The organism is Faecalibacillus intestinalis (assembly GCF_003024685.1).
GTDB classification, from domain to species: Bacteria; Bacillota_I; Bacilli_A; order Erysipelotrichales; family Coprobacillaceae; genus Faecalibacillus; species Faecalibacillus intestinalis.
This window is the reverse complement of sequence record NZ_PYLQ01000001.1, coordinates 61,237-74,767: the sequence shown is the minus strand read 5'-3', so window position 1 is coordinate 74,767 and position 13,531 is coordinate 61,237. Positions and strand designations below refer to the sequence as shown.

The window sequence follows — 13,531 nt, the reverse complement described above, 5'->3', positions numbered from 1 at the left end:
AAAAGTTATCATTTTCATTCGACAAATAAATTTTACGTGTCATTTATAACAAAAAAATGTCATCTCTATTGTCAAATAGTTCACACTATTTTACATATTTGTTGAAAAAGTAATAAAAAACATTTCTAGCAAAAGCATAAAGCTTACCCTTACTATTGGTTAGTGGTTTTCTTAGTGTCTACAATAGAATTGATTATTTTTTAAAATAATCAATATGAGGGCAAGCCAATACTAATGCTTTTATTTGTTTAGGGTGATATTTTTCTACTTGCTGAAATGCTGCTTGTAAAGTATTTGATGAAGTCATCACATCATCAAATATTAAAACATTCTTCTTATAAAGAAGATTTCCCTCTTTAATAGATAATATTTTCTTTACTTGGCTTCGATCTTTTTGTTTTGTCTGTTTGTAGTCTTCTTTTTTATACAAACCTGTAAAAATATGTTGAGAAAATGTCTTAACAATTTCAACATTAGGACAAAAGCCACGTCTTTTATTATCTTTTTGACTACTAGGAATAACAACAATGATATAATTTTTGTAGGTCCTTTTTAATTCTTGAAATGATTCTATAAAACAATCTTTTAAAGCATAATCATCTAATGCTTTATATTGAAAAAGGAGTTGTCTAAAAAAATCATTGTATTCATATAAAACCTTGACATGATATCCTTGAATCCTTATATCACTATTTATTATTTTAAATTTTCTTATACAGCTTAAACAAAGAGAAGAATTATTCACCAAGTGAAAAAGATCTTGTTGTTGATTTAACTCTTTATGGCAGATAAGGCATTGCTTTGTTGAAGATCCTTGATACATTCTTTAATAGCCTTCGTTTGTCTATTTGTATAAATGATAATATCTCCATTTGTATAGGGTACTTTTCGCCCTGTTCGCCCTGCTATTTGAATAAGTGTTTCTTTATCAAAAAGGGGATGTTCACCATGTAAAATAATAACTTGTACATTTTCAACAGTCATTCCTCTTTCTAAAACTGTTGTACATACAATAACATCTATTTCATGGGATTTAATCATTTCTAATGATTGATGAATATTTTTTTCTTTTGATGTAGCACAGTGACTTTTAATAGAAAAGAATTTAAGAAATTTTTGTACTTGTCTTGTCATTTCAATACGTGGTACAAAAAGAAATACCGGTTTTTTATCTTTTTGATACTTTTTTAATTGATAAACAAGATGACACAACATCATAAAGTTTCCCATTACCTTACAAGTAGGAATTGGTAATGGTTGATGATGAAACCTTTGTAAGACTTGTACATCTCCACTTTCAATCGTTGCAGACATAAACACATAATTTCCCTTTATACTATTCATTAATATATTTTCCAAAACTTCATTATCACGATATGGAAAAGCATCATACTCATCTAAAATCAATAAATCAAACATTCGTGGATACCGATACAGCTGATGTGTTGTACAAATAATAAATTGTCCTTCTAAACACTCTGTATGTCCTCCATAAACAAGAATGGGCTGAATATTAAAAAATTGTTTTTGAATTCTCTTTGCTAATTCTATAACCAATTCTTTTCTTGGCATCGTCAAACAAACATGATGTCCTAAATTCAATGCATATTCAATGACACCATAAATCATTTCCGTCTTACCTGCTCCTGTTACTGCTTTTAATACTGAATTTTGATGATTTTGATATCTTTCTATCAATAATCTTGAAGTTCTTTCTTGTTCTAAGTTTAATGAATAATTTAAATGATAGTATATTTTCTTTTCATTTTTAACAGATTTTAAGTTAACTGTCTTTGTAGAAAAAGCAATACATTTTCTACAATAAATACGCCCATTGTTTTCAAAAAAATATTGAACATCTTCATTTTGACATCTCGAACATTTCATCTTCTTCACCTACATCTATTTTAATACATTTTACAAAATAATTCGTCTCGAATTTGTTTCAAATTTGTCTCATTTTTGTCTCAAATTTGTTTCACATTTGTCTCACGATTTTTTCAATAAAATCATTTTTGTATTTCTTAGAAATAGGAATAACTTGTTTATTTTTAGTGATACAATTCATTCCTTCTATTCTCTCAACATATTTTAAATTAACAATATAGCTTCGATGACAACGACAAAAAGAATCATCTAATTGTAAAGCTATTTCTTTTAAACTGAGATAATTTCTTTTTGTCATATCATTTTGATGAATCATAACATGGTGTTGATAAGCTTCTATATAAATAATGTCTTCATAAGGTATTTTGTGAACTTCTTTTTTAAACTGATAAATAAATGTCTTAGAATGTTGATGTAATAAAACGCAATCAAGTATTTTATATATTTCTTGTTGATCAAGCGGCTTTAATAAGTAGTGCATCGCTTGTACTTGATAACTTGCTATCCCATAATGTGTATTTTTTGTTTGAAAAACAATCGGTATTGATAAATCCTTTTTTCTTAAGATCTTTGCAAATTCAAAACCATTGATATGTTTCATATCTAATTCTAAAAATACAAGATCACAGTTTTTTAAACATTTTGGTAATTGATAATAAAGCTGTTTATACCAATGAAAATAGATTTCTTGTTGTTTTTCTATACCCCATTTTTCAATAATCGATTTTAAAAAAACATAATCTTTTAAATTATTTTCTCCAATAAAAATATTCATTTAATCACCTCTTTATCAGTGTATATTATTTACAATCTACTCTATGATTTTAGAACAAATTGGACTAAAAAAAATCGCCGAAGCGATTTATTGATCTTGATATACTTTTTTTAATGCATCTTCAACACACTCTGGCACTAAGCCTGTAAGTGGCTTATGATAACTAGCTATTTCTTTAACGACAGATGATGAGATAAAAGAATGTGATGGCTTTGTCATTAAATACATTATTTCTATTTGACTATTTAAATATTGATTAGATTGTGCATATTGTAATTCATAATCGAAATCTGTTGTTGAACGTAAGCCACGGATAAGCACTTGTCCATTGACTTTTTTTACATAATCCATAAAAAGTTCATCTGTTGAATCAACAATTACATTTTTTAAATGAGCTGTTGCTTTTTTTAAAAGTTCTTTTCTTTGTTCAATCGTAAACAAACCTACTTTTGTTGGATGAATAGCTACCGTTACATATAATATGTCAAATATCTTTGCAGCACGTTCAATAATATCTAAATGTCCATTTGTAACTGGATCAAACGATCCATTATATACAGCAATTTTCTTCATGATTTAATCCTCATAATAAAAAATATTAAGAGCTGTAATTCCATACTCTTTTCTTTTATTTAACTCAATTCCTTCTATTTCTTTAAACTCAACTTCTTTTAATTCTTCTACTACAATACACGCTTGTGGATTCAACATTTGGTGATCAACTAAATATTGAAGAATATCATCAACAAGACCTTTTCCATAAGGTGGATCTAAAAAAACATAATCAAACTTTATACCTTTTTCATACAAATATTTTAAAGCTTTTTTATAATCCATTTTCAAAGGAAAACAATTTTCCAATTTTAAAAGAGAAAAATTTTCTTTAATTGTTTTAAAAGCTTCGTATTGATGATCCACACTATAAAGTGTATCACATCCTCTAGAAATAGCTTCTATTCCAAGTCCACCACTACCTCCAAATAAATCTAATACCGTTCCTCCTTGAAAATATGGCCCAATCATATTAAAAAGGTTTTCCTTATTTTTATCTGTTGTCGGTCTTGTTAATTGACTCTTAGGAACTTTTAATTGTCTTTTTTTATACTTTCCTGCAATCACTCTCATAATTTATACCCTGATGTATCTAATGAATCACTAATATCTTTAAAAACAATTTTTGTTACTTCATCGAGTAATTCATTGATTTTATAATAACTTTGATAATATTTTTGAATGTTTTCATTTTGTGACATTCTTTTTCTTACTTCATTTAATTCTTGTCTTTTCTGTGTCAAATCAATATATTTTTCAAACTTTTTCAAATCATCTAATTCTTGTAAAAGATTTTGATAATTATCTAATAATTCTTTTGTTTCTTGATTTAATAATTTTAAAGATTGCTCTTTAAATTGTAGATAGCGCTTATCTTCTTTGATAGCATCTATTAAATCATATATTGTTTCATTCATTGTAACATCTCCAACATACTCATTAGTATTGATATTCTTTCTAGCTTTTCTAAAACTGTACTTTGTTTTTTTTGATGTATTTCATCTAATAAATCATCATATTTTTCTGGATAATGACATAATGTAACATACCAAACAGGATGCTTACGTATATAATCTAAAACATCTTCTTTCATTATTTACCTTCTTTATTTTTATCTAAAAGATTAGAAACAATTCCTAAAACTTTTTCGATTGATTGCAAAGAAGAAGATAATGCTTCCAAATCGACATTTTTGATAATTTCTAAAACATTCATATTTTCTATTGGATGTTCCTTATACGGTTTGAAAAAATGATCATCTTCTCCATACATTGTATAGATTTCATATATTTCTTGCCAAGTATAGCGATGATTTAATACATCTTCTTTAATACTTGGTATTGTCTTTAAAAAAGCTTTAAACTCTTTTAAATTATCCATCAAATCACCTAATATATCATATGAAACATTTATAATTGTGTGTCTGTTTTTTCTAGTTGTTCTTTGTTGAACTTGGAAATAATTGCTTGGGCAATACCTATTGCTATTAAAGCAGCAATCGTTGAAGATCCCCCAGATGATACTAATAATAATGGAACACCTGTCATTGGAATCAATCCTGAAACGCCACCTAAATTAACAAATAAATGTAACATAAAATATGAAGCTATTCCTATCAAAATAACTCTTGATTTATTATTTTGAATTTGATCTGCATATTTTAATAATCTAAAAATAATAATAGCTGTTGGAATAATCATTAAAGCCAACCCAAAAATACCAAGTTCTTCATAAATAATGGCCCCTATAAAATCATTATGTGCCTCTGGAATATAATCATATTTTTGAATAGAATTTCCTAATCCAAGTCCAAAAATACCACCATCTGTAAAAGCAATCAAAGAATTGACAAGTTGCCATGAACTATCATAAATATTTTCTATTTTTAATGGTTTTAACCAAGAATCAATACGTTGTAATTGATATCCCTGTAAAACAGCTGTGATTAAGAATCCTAAAATAATAACCGCTACAGCTAAAGCAATCCAAACGAGTTTTTTATATTTTTTATAATAATCTCTTGGTGTTGACATAAAACAAATAAAACAAATTGCTGCTAGAATAAGAGAACTTCCTAAATCCTTTTGTACAATAACTCCTATTCCAAATGCAAAAACCATAAGAGCTAAAGGGAACAAAACACATTTGTTAAATTTATCTTTATAAAATTTACTTTTTAATTCAGCAGTTCTAAATTTTCCTTTTACTACAAATGCTGAATCAGTTTCTGTAAGCATATAAGATAAAATAAGAACCATACCAATTTTCATAAATTCTGCTGGCTGTACTGTAAAAGAACCTAAATGAATCCAAGCATGTGAACCTTTAGTCGTCCAAAAAACACAACCACACATTGAGATGATTCCCATAATATATACAGCCATTGAACTTCTGTAATTAATCATTTTCAATTTAAAACCCTTTGTAAGAACCATCATAATAAAAACACCTATTGCTACATAAATAGATTGTGTAATCATATTTTTTATTGCAAATGCCGTTCCTTTTGAAGAGACCGCTCCAATTGATGCTGAACCAATCATTACAATTCCTAAACAAATCAATACAAAAACTGCAAAAAAGATAGGCTTATCTGCCCCTTTTTTTCTAAAAAAAGCTTTTATTCTTTTTGTCATTATAATTTGATCCAATCATTTTCTTGACTTGCTTTAAAAACTTTATAAATAGAATATCCAGAAACATCTTGGAATTCTTTATCAATTTGCTTTTCTTCACTCTTTGTCCCAACAACATTTTTAAATTTTCTATAAGCATTTAAAAAATCTGTTTTACTTATTCCTTCTTCATATGCTTTTTCTACTGCATTATATAAAGACATAACATCAATAATATCTTTTGTTGACCATGTATAGTCTAGTGGATAATTATAGTCCATCATTTACACCTCATTTCAGTAAAATATTATAACTTAAAAAAGTATAAAAATAAATGACTTATGATAAATCCCCCATACAATTATTTGGAATCATAATATGGTAATAGTAAAGGAGGGATAAACAATGAACTGTGATTATAACTGCAATGGATATGTCAATAATCCATTTGGCTGTGGTGGATGTAACACATGCGGCTATACACCTATTATGGGTGGCTTTGGTTGCAACAATACAGGATGTAGTTGGTTTGCAATTGTTTTAGTTGTTTTCTTATTATTAATCATTTGTGGTAATTCAAGAATTAGACCTTAGATATTTCAATCACCTCAAAATATGTTATAATAACCACGAATGAGGTGAAAAAAATGTTATTAATGAAAGATATTATAGATGATTCAAACGAATTAATTAGAACAGTGTCAAAAGAGGTTGAACTTCCTCTATCCAAAGAAAATCATGATTTACTCATGAAAATGCATGAATTTTTAGTTGCAAGCCAAGATGAAGAACTTTCTGAAAAATATGATTTAAGACCTGCAGTAGGTATTGCAGCTATTCAACTTGGTATTCCAAAAAGAATGTGTGCCATCCATGTTTTAGATTATGATGAAGAAGGAAATGTAACAAAATCTTCTGATTATGCTTTAGCGAATCCTAAGATTGTTTCTTATACACCTAAACAATCTTATTTAAAAACTGGAGAAGCATGTTTATCAGTTCCTGAAGATGTAAAAGGTTATGTTCCACGTCATGCTAAAATCACTGTTGAAGGATTTGACGTACTTACAAACAAAGATGTAAAAATTGTTGCTCGAGGATTTTTAGCTATTTGTTTACAACATGAACTTGATCATTTTGATGGTGTTTTATATTATGATCATATTAATAAAGAATATCCATTAGTACCAATTGAAAATGCTATGGTTATTGAATAAATAAAAGGTTCTTTCGAACCTTTTATTTTACTTTAAAATAATGAATTGTTTTGGGTTTTAATACTATTTGTCCTTGATTTTCAATTTCTTGTTGATCAATTAAAGAAATAAGATTTTCATTTAAAGAAATGGTAAATTCTTGATCATCTAAATTTAATGCTACAATAATTCTTTCTTGTTGATCATTTCTTTCAAAAACAAATTGTTTATTTGTTAAAACCAATTCTTTAAACTCACCTTTTTGTAAAGCAGATGATTGATTTCTAATAGAAATCAATTTTTTTATATATTTTGTTAAACCATTAGGCATTGGTTTGGTAAACTCTGGTCTTAAAGAATCATCACTTTCCTGTTCTTTCTTTCCGGTTTGTCCCCATTCACTTCCATAATAGATACATGGTATTCCTGGTAAAGAAAATAACATACCATAAATAAGTGGTAATTTTTCTAAATCTGTTAATTTAGATGCTATTCTTTCTACATCATGATTATCAACAAAACTAAATAATGTTTGTCCTTTATACATTTCTCCATAATTACGTTTTATTGTATGAGCCATTTCAAACATATTTAATGAATTAAACGAAGACCAAAGTCCTTTAAAACCAGGATAATCAGTAATACTATCTAAATGTGCTTCACTAAACATATATCCTGCATTATCACCTAAAACTTCACCTAACAAGAAAAAATCCGCCTTTTTTTGTCTACAATGATCTTTTAACATTGCCATAAACCATCTTGGTAAACTATAGGCAACATCTAAACGAATACCATCAATATCAAAGGCATCAATCCAATAATCAACAGCACTTAATAAATAATTTTGAACATCTGGATAATCTAAATTTAATTTAACTAATTCATAATGTCCTTCCCATCCCTCATAATAAAAACCATCATCATAAGGTGAATTGCCGTTAAAATCAATTCTAAACCAATTTTTATATTGACTATTTTCTCTATTATTTAAAACATCTTGAAAAGCAAAGAAGCCTCTTCCTACATGATTAAAAACACCATCTAAAACAACACGCATCCCTCTATCATGTAAATTTTTACAAATTTCAATAAAATCTTCATTTGTTCCTAAACGTTCATCAATTTTACAATAATCTCTTGTATCATAACCATGATGATCACTTGAAAATACAGGATTAAAATAAATAGCATTTATCCCTAAATCTTCAAAATAATCCATAAAATCATTCAATCTTAAAATACGGTGTTCCACAATTCCATCATTATCACGAGGAGCCCCACAAAAATTAAGAGTATAAATTTGATAAAATACACTTTCATTAAACCACATTATAAAAAACCTCCTTATACATCTATCTATTATTATACACTATTTAGTTAGAGTTATTTAAAAAATATGATATAATATACTATATAAGGAGGTTCTTATTATGACTCAAAAAATTATTACTATTACAAGAGAATATGGTTCTGGAGGAAGATTGATTGCTAAAAAAGTAGCTGAAGCCTTAAATATTGCTTTCTATGATAATGAACTTATTGATGAAACAGCGCGCCAATTAGGTATTGATATTGATACAATTCGTAAAGCATCCCAAGAAAAATCATCAAGTTTTGCTTATTCACTTAATAATGGTCCTCTTGTTTTACCAATTAATGACCAAGTTTATGCTACACAAGCCAAAATCATTAAACATCTTGCTGAAAAAGAAGATTGTATTATTGTTAATGGATGTGCAAACTATATTTTAGAAGACTATCCTCATGTTTTAAGAATATTTGTGTATGCTCCTTTAGAATCTAGAATTGAACGTGTTGAAAAAGATTATAAAGAAGAACATGAAAATACTAAAAAATATGTTCAAAAAAGAGATAAACAAAGAAAGAGTTATTATAATTATTACACAACAAATACTTGGGCAAATATGAAAGACTATGATTTATGTATTAATAGTGATATGGGAATTGATGAAATCGCTCAATTAATTGTTAAAGTTTATCAAAACGGAAAATTATGGAAATAATATAAAAAATATTCAGGACACCCTGAATATTTTTTATTCTGGTAAAAATTGAATTGCTACTCCTAAAAGTCCTGAACCAAGATAACAAGATAAAGCAGCACCAACATGACCATCAATTATATATGTAAATTGAGGAAACCTTTCTTTTAACATTCCTTCCAAAATATTTCTTTCTTCCAAATTATTAGCATCTGCAATAGCCAATGCAAATTTTTGATGTGGATTTTCTTCAAGATGACTTTCTATTAAATCTATCAATTTTGATTTCACTTTCTTTGAACCTCTCACTTTAGCTGGAACATAAATTTCTCCATTTTCTTTTTCAAAAGAAAGAATTGGTTTAATCTTTAGTGTTGTTCCTAAAAATGCCGAAGCCTTGCCAATGCGTCCACCTTTTTGTAAATAATTTAAATCATCTATTGAAAAATAAGCATAATTTTGATAGCACAAAAAATCTGCAATTTCAATTAATTCATCAAAAGATTTTCCTTCTTCTCTATATTTAGCAAGACTAACAGCAATAACTCCTAATCCCACTGATGCACTTTGACTATCAACAATATAACATTTTAATTTCTCATAAGTTTGACAAAATAACCTCATTTGATTACCTGTCCCAGATATACCACTAGATAAAAATAAACCTATAACATGAGTATATCCTTTATCTTTTAGTTGATCTAACAAATTAAACAAATCTTCTCCAACTGGTGAAGAAGTTTTAATTACTTTTTCATCTTGAATCGCATAAATATCAGTAGAAGTAATATCTACACCATCTCTATAACTCTTTCCATCATATTGAATTTGTATTGGTAAAACATGTATATCATATAACTCTCTATATTCTTTTTTTATATCACTACATGAGTCTGTTATAATTGCAATTTTTTCCATTTGTATCTCCTTAAGGTTACTTTGAACTTCATACTAATGGAACTTATTATAACTATTTGCATATAAAAAGCAAGATTTTTTAAAAAATAAGTATCGCATCAATGATACGCGAAACACATTGAACTACTACCGATCCCATCATTAATGCACCTAAAATGATTGTAACTAATCCCTTATTTGATAATTTTTCCATAATAGTTCCTCCTTTTGTTTCTTTAATTTCAACTTTTAAAATTTATTTTTATTATTGTATCTTTTTAAGACACTTATAATATAACTCCGTCACTAAGTTTCGTCAATACTTTTGTGTCTTTTTTAGATATTTTGTTTACTACATAGTCTATAATATGGTAATATTAAGACACAAGGAGTGATAAGATGACAGGTGAACGTATTAAAAAATTAAGAAAAGAAAAGGGTTTGACTCAACAACAACTAGGAGAAATGCTCGGTGTTCAAAAATCAGCAATTGCTAAATATGAAAACGGACGTGTTCCTAATTTAAAAAAGGAAACACTTTCCCGACTTGCAGAAATATTTAATGTTACTCCTAATTATTTATTAGGTATTGATGAGCCAGCCTATCATGGACATAGTCATAATATAGATATTCCCTTATATAGTGATGTTTGTTGTGGAGATGGTATTTTTGTTGAAGACAATATTGAAGAATATATTTCTTTACCTGAATCTCTATTAAGTTCTCGAAAGGATTACTTTTGTCAATATGCTGATGGAGATAGTATGATTGATGAAAATATTCAATCTGGGGATCTTATTATTTTTGAAAAGACACAGCAACTTAATAATGGTGATGTGGGATGTTTTGGCATTGAAGATAATATTGCAACATGTAAAAAATATTTTAATGATTCTAAACAAAACTGTATTATTTTACAACCTGCAAATGATAAATATTCTCCAATTATTATTAATGAATATAATTATCATGAATTTAAAATCATTGGAAAACTTGCCCTTGTTATTTCTAAAAGAAACTAAAATTAAAACTCCGTTTCAAATGAAACGGAGCTTTTTTTATTAATTTTAATTATTTTACTGTAATTAATTCTAAATAAGAAGTAGTTCCAGCAACACCTGGTGTACCAGCAGTAACAATGATTTGTTCACCTGGTTCAACTAAGTTTTCTTTAGCGATAACTTGAGCATATTCAATCATAGCAGCTCTTGTATCCATTTGTTTACATAATACTGATTTAACACCCCAGTTGATAGCTAATGCTCTTGTAGTTTGTTCATTTGGAGTAGCAGCAATAATCATAGATTTAGTACGATATCTAGACATTTTTCTAGCTGTAAATCCTGAATCAGTGAATGCAACGATTGCAGCAACGTTGAATTTAGATGCGATTTCAGCAACTGACATACAGATAGCTTCACTTTGATCTAATGGAGCAGTTCTGATTGCTTTTCTTTGTAATGAAGCATAATCTAAAGTTCCTTCAGTTTTTAAAGCAATTTTAGTCATAGTTTCAACAGCTTCTACTGGATATTTACCTTGAGCAGATTCACCAGATAACATGATTGCATCAGTACCATCATAGATTGCGTTAGCAACGTCAGATACTTCAGCACGTGTTGGTCTTGGGTTTTCTTGCATACTATCTAACATTTGAGTAGCAGTGATAACGATTTTACCTGCAGCACGACATTTATTGATTAATTCTTTTTGAATTAATGGTACATCTTCAGCAGGAATTTCTACACCTAAGTCACCACGAGCAACCATGATACCATCAGCAACTTTTAAGATATCATCCATGTTTTCAACACCTTCGCTGTTTTCAATTTTAGCGATGATTTGAATTTCAGGACGACCGTTTTCAATTAATAATTTTTTAACATCTAAAACATCTTGTGGACGTCTTACGAAAGATGCAGCGATGAAATCAACACCTTGTTGACAACCAAAAGTTAAATCTCCGATATCTTTTTCTGATAAGTAATCGAATCCTAATTTGATTCCTGGAACGTTGATTCCACGTTTGTTTTTAACAACACCATCGTTAGCACAGATACATACGATATCAGTACCATCAACATGATCAACTAATAATTCTACTTGACCATCGTTTACTAAGATGAAACCACCTGGTTTAACATCTTTATATAAATCTTTATAAGTGATTGTAAATCTTTCACTTGTTCCTTCAATATCTTCTACACAGATAGTAGAAACTTGACCTTTTTTGAATTCAGTTTTCCCACCAACGAAATCACCAGTTCTAATTTCAGGTCCTTTAGTATCTAATAAGATAGCTACGTTTTTGTTTAATTCTTTGTTGATTTCTCTTAAAGTTTTAATTCTTCCCCCATGTTCTTCGAAATCACCATGAGAGAAGTTTAATCTCATTACGTTCATTCCAGCTTGAACTAATTTAGTTAAGACTTTTTTGTCTTCAGAAGCTGGCCCAATTGTACACACAATACGTGTTTTCTTTTTTCTTTCTTTTTCTAATACCATCCTAATATCCTCACAATCATATTTTCATTTAAGTTTATATTAACGAAGTTTAATAGCATCTTCGTAAATACTAAAATCAGTTTCACGTTTATGTCCTAATACTTCAGTAATTGGTAATCCTTTGATTTGACCATTTACTTCACTTACACATAAACCACCTTTTCCAGCTTCAAGTAATTCAACGGCATAAACACCCATTCTTGAAGCAAGAACTCTATCTCTTGCTGATGGTCTACCACCACGTTGCATATGTCCTAAAACGTTTGCACGAGTTTCAAACCCAGTTGCAGCTTCAACTTTTTTAGCTAATTCATGTACATCTGTAATATGTTCTGTAATAACCACGATTGCATGTTTTTTATCAGATGCTTTTGAAGCTTTTAATACTTCAATCACTTTATTTTCATCAAAACCAATTTCACTAGTGATTACCATTTCAGCACCATCAGCGATACCAGCATTGATAGCTAAATCTCCACATCTACGTCCCATAACTTCAAGAATAGTACATCTTTGATGAGAACTTGATGTATCTCTTAATTTGTCTAATGCATCAACAATTGTATTTAATGCAGTATCAAATCCAATTGTATGATCAGTATCAGGAATATCATTATCAATTGTTCCTGGAATACCGATACAGTTGATACCCATTTCAGTTAACTTTAATGCACCATTGTAACTTCCGTCACCACCGATAACAACTAAAGCTTCCATTCCTACTTCTTTCATTTTTTCAATTGCTTCTTTTCTTACTTCAGGATCTTTGAATTCAGGGAATCTTGCTGATTTTAACATAGTACCACCAATATTAATAATGTTACGTGTGCTATGACGATCAAACTTAATAAATTCTCCATCGTGTAATCCTTTATAACCAAGTTTTACACCATATACTTCAATTCCTTTATTTAAGCATGTACGCGCTACTGCTCTTACAGCAGCGTTCATTCCTGGAGCATCTCCTCCAGAAGTTAAAACTCCTATACATTTAACCATAATGTTCACTCCCTATTTCATAACATTTCATACATAGTGATTTTAGCACAAATCATGACTTTTCTACAAGAATTTTTACACATTTATTATGCTAAATC

18 protein-coding genes are annotated in these 13,531 nt (G+C 28.6%); 4 read left to right on the top strand and 14 right to left on the bottom strand.

Going from position 1 to position 13,531, the window contains the following annotated elements:
• Positions 1-193: 193 nt before the first annotated feature.
• From C7U54_RS00385 to C7U54_RS00340, 10 genes are all read right to left on the bottom strand, one after another.
• A complete protein-coding gene (locus tag C7U54_RS00385) occupies positions 194-823 on the bottom strand; it encodes a ComF family protein (RefSeq protein WP_022002912.1) in 630 nt (209 codons plus the stop codon).
• Entirely contained in the window at positions 772-1,887 is a 1,116-nt protein-coding gene (locus C7U54_RS00380) for a DEAD/DEAH box helicase (RefSeq protein WP_107028897.1), read from the bottom strand. Before C7U54_RS00380 ends, C7U54_RS00385 begins: the two co-directional genes overlap by 52 nt.
• Before the next feature lie 91 nt (positions 1,888-1,978).
• Positions 1,979-2,662, bottom strand: coding sequence for a LytR/AlgR family response regulator transcription factor (locus C7U54_RS00375; RefSeq protein ID WP_022002914.1), 684 nt, complete (start codon positions 2,660-2,662; stop codon positions 1,979-1,981).
• A gap of 87 nt (positions 2,663-2,749) precedes the next feature.
• Complete coding sequence (coaD, locus tag C7U54_RS00370) at positions 2,750-3,235, bottom strand: pantetheine-phosphate adenylyltransferase (protein WP_022002915.1); 486 nt, start codon at positions 3,233-3,235, stop codon at positions 2,750-2,752.
• 3 nt (positions 3,236-3,238) lie between these two features.
• A complete protein-coding gene (rsmD, locus tag C7U54_RS00365) occupies positions 3,239-3,787 on the bottom strand; it encodes a 16S rRNA (guanine(966)-N(2))-methyltransferase RsmD (protein WP_022002916.1) in 549 nt (182 codons plus the stop codon).
• Complete coding sequence (locus C7U54_RS00360; protein ID WP_022002917.1) at positions 3,784-4,131, bottom strand: YlbF family regulator; 348 nt, start codon at positions 4,129-4,131, stop codon at positions 3,784-3,786. Before C7U54_RS00360 ends, rsmD begins: the two co-directional genes overlap by 4 nt.
• A complete protein-coding gene (locus C7U54_RS00355) occupies positions 4,128-4,307 on the bottom strand; it encodes a YlbE-like family protein (RefSeq protein ID WP_022002918.1) in 180 nt (59 codons plus the stop codon). Before C7U54_RS00355 ends, C7U54_RS00360 begins: the two co-directional genes overlap by 4 nt.
• Positions 4,307-4,594: a spore coat protein YlbD gene (ylbD, locus tag C7U54_RS00350; RefSeq protein WP_022002919.1), complete on the bottom strand. Its 288-nt coding sequence runs from the start codon at positions 4,592-4,594 to the stop codon at positions 4,307-4,309. Before ylbD ends, C7U54_RS00355 begins: the two co-directional genes overlap by 1 nt.
• 29 nt (positions 4,595-4,623) lie before the next feature.
• Complete coding sequence (locus C7U54_RS00345; protein WP_022002920.1) at positions 4,624-5,850, bottom strand: FtsW/RodA/SpoVE family cell cycle protein; 1,227 nt, start codon at positions 5,848-5,850, stop codon at positions 4,624-4,626.
• A complete protein-coding gene (locus C7U54_RS00340; RefSeq protein ID WP_107028896.1) occupies positions 5,850-6,110 on the bottom strand; it encodes a UPF0223 family protein in 261 nt (86 codons plus the stop codon). Before C7U54_RS00340 ends, C7U54_RS00345 begins: the two co-directional genes overlap by 1 nt.
• A gap of 124 nt (positions 6,111-6,234) precedes the next feature.
• Between C7U54_RS00340 and C7U54_RS00335 the strand changes: the two genes are divergently transcribed.
• Both C7U54_RS00335 and def read left to right on the top strand, forming a co-directional pair.
• Complete coding sequence (locus C7U54_RS00335) at positions 6,235-6,423, top strand: hypothetical protein (protein ID WP_022002922.1); 189 nt, start codon at positions 6,235-6,237, stop codon at positions 6,421-6,423.
• A 53-nt stretch (positions 6,424-6,476) separates the two neighbouring features.
• A complete protein-coding gene (gene def / locus C7U54_RS00330; RefSeq protein ID WP_022002923.1) occupies positions 6,477-7,046 on the top strand; it encodes a peptide deformylase in 570 nt (189 codons plus the stop codon).
• A gap of 22 nt (positions 7,047-7,068) precedes the next feature.
• Here the strand turns inward: def and C7U54_RS00325 are convergent, their stop codons facing one another.
• A complete protein-coding gene (locus C7U54_RS00325; protein ID WP_107028895.1) occupies positions 7,069-8,358 on the bottom strand; it encodes an alpha-amylase family glycosyl hydrolase in 1,290 nt (429 codons plus the stop codon).
• Positions 8,359-8,458: 100 nt separating this feature from the next.
• Between C7U54_RS00325 and C7U54_RS00320 the strand changes: the two genes are divergently transcribed.
• On the top strand, positions 8,459-9,052 hold the full coding sequence (locus tag C7U54_RS00320) for a cytidylate kinase-like family protein (protein WP_032090526.1): 594 nt from the start codon (positions 8,459-8,461) through the stop codon (positions 9,050-9,052).
• Positions 9,053-9,085: 33 nt separating this feature from the next.
• Here C7U54_RS00320 and C7U54_RS00315 read toward each other — a convergent pair whose 3' ends face one another.
• Positions 9,086-9,949 (bottom strand): DegV family protein, encoded by an 864-nt coding sequence (locus C7U54_RS00315; protein WP_107028894.1) that lies wholly within the window; start codon positions 9,947-9,949, stop codon positions 9,086-9,088.
• A 378-nt stretch (positions 9,950-10,327) separates the two neighbouring features.
• Between C7U54_RS00315 and C7U54_RS00310 the strand changes: the two genes are divergently transcribed.
• The gene (locus tag C7U54_RS00310) at positions 10,328-10,951 is read left to right on the top strand and encodes a LexA family protein (protein WP_022002928.1); all 624 of its coding nucleotides are present in this window, start codon (positions 10,328-10,330) and stop codon (positions 10,949-10,951) included.
• Positions 10,952-11,000: 49 nt separating this feature from the next.
• On the opposite strand, the gene pyk is transcribed toward C7U54_RS00310, so the two are convergent.
• On the bottom strand, positions 11,001-12,434 hold the full coding sequence (pyk, locus tag C7U54_RS00305; RefSeq protein WP_022002929.1) for a pyruvate kinase: 1,434 nt from the start codon (positions 12,432-12,434) through the stop codon (positions 11,001-11,003).
• A 39-nt stretch (positions 12,435-12,473) separates the two neighbouring features.
• Complete coding sequence (gene pfkA / locus C7U54_RS00300) at positions 12,474-13,433, bottom strand: 6-phosphofructokinase (RefSeq protein ID WP_022002930.1); 960 nt, start codon at positions 13,431-13,433, stop codon at positions 12,474-12,476.
• Positions 13,434-13,531 lie beyond the last annotated feature (98 nt).

Excerpts from the sequence above, each read along its gene's own strand:
- C7U54_RS00335 (WP_022002922.1), top strand. The coding sequence starts at position 6,235 with ATGAACTGTGATTATAACTGCAATGGATATGTCAATAATCCATTTGGC.
- C7U54_RS00380 (WP_107028897.1), bottom strand. The coding sequence starts at position 1,887 with ATGAAATGTTCGAGATGTCAAAATGAAGATGTTCAATATTTTTTTGAA.
- C7U54_RS00345 (WP_022002920.1), bottom strand. The coding sequence starts at position 5,850 with ATGACAAAAAGAATAAAAGCTTTTTTTAGAAAAAAAGGGGCAGATAAG.
- C7U54_RS00325 (WP_107028895.1), bottom strand. The coding sequence starts at position 8,358 with ATGTGGTTTAATGAAAGTGTATTTTATCAAATTTATACTCTTAATTTT.
- C7U54_RS00315 (WP_107028894.1), bottom strand. The coding sequence starts at position 9,949 with ATGGAAAAAATTGCAATTATAACAGACTCATGTAGTGATATAAAAAAA.
- C7U54_RS00320 (WP_032090526.1), top strand. The coding sequence starts at position 8,459 with ATGACTCAAAAAATTATTACTATTACAAGAGAATATGGTTCTGGAGGA.
- pyk (WP_022002929.1), bottom strand. The coding sequence starts at position 12,434 with ATGGTATTAGAAAAAGAAAGAAAAAAGAAAACACGTATTGTGTGTACA.
- pfkA (WP_022002930.1), bottom strand. The coding sequence starts at position 13,433 with ATGGTTAAATGTATAGGAGTTTTAACTTCTGGAGGAGATGCTCCAGGA.
- C7U54_RS00385 (WP_022002912.1), bottom strand. The coding sequence starts at position 823 with ATGTATCAAGGATCTTCAACAAAGCAATGCCTTATCTGCCATAAAGAG.
- C7U54_RS00355 (WP_022002918.1), bottom strand. The coding sequence starts at position 4,307 with ATGAAAGAAGATGTTTTAGATTATATACGTAAGCATCCTGTTTGGTAT.
- C7U54_RS00340 (WP_107028896.1), bottom strand. The coding sequence starts at position 6,110 with ATGGACTATAATTATCCACTAGACTATACATGGTCAACAAAAGATATT.
- C7U54_RS00310 (WP_022002928.1), top strand. The coding sequence starts at position 10,328 with ATGACAGGTGAACGTATTAAAAAATTAAGAAAAGAAAAGGGTTTGACT.
- C7U54_RS00375 (WP_022002914.1), bottom strand. The coding sequence starts at position 2,662 with ATGAATATTTTTATTGGAGAAAATAATTTAAAAGATTATGTTTTTTTA.
- C7U54_RS00360 (WP_022002917.1), bottom strand. The coding sequence starts at position 4,131 with ATGAATGAAACAATATATGATTTAATAGATGCTATCAAAGAAGATAAG.
- coaD (WP_022002915.1), bottom strand. The coding sequence starts at position 3,235 with ATGAAGAAAATTGCTGTATATAATGGATCGTTTGATCCAGTTACAAAT.
- def (WP_022002923.1), top strand. The coding sequence starts at position 6,477 with ATGTTATTAATGAAAGATATTATAGATGATTCAAACGAATTAATTAGA.
- ylbD (WP_022002919.1), bottom strand. The coding sequence starts at position 4,594 with ATGGATAATTTAAAAGAGTTTAAAGCTTTTTTAAAGACAATACCAAGT.
- rsmD (WP_022002916.1), bottom strand. The coding sequence starts at position 3,787 with ATGAGAGTGATTGCAGGAAAGTATAAAAAAAGACAATTAAAAGTTCCT.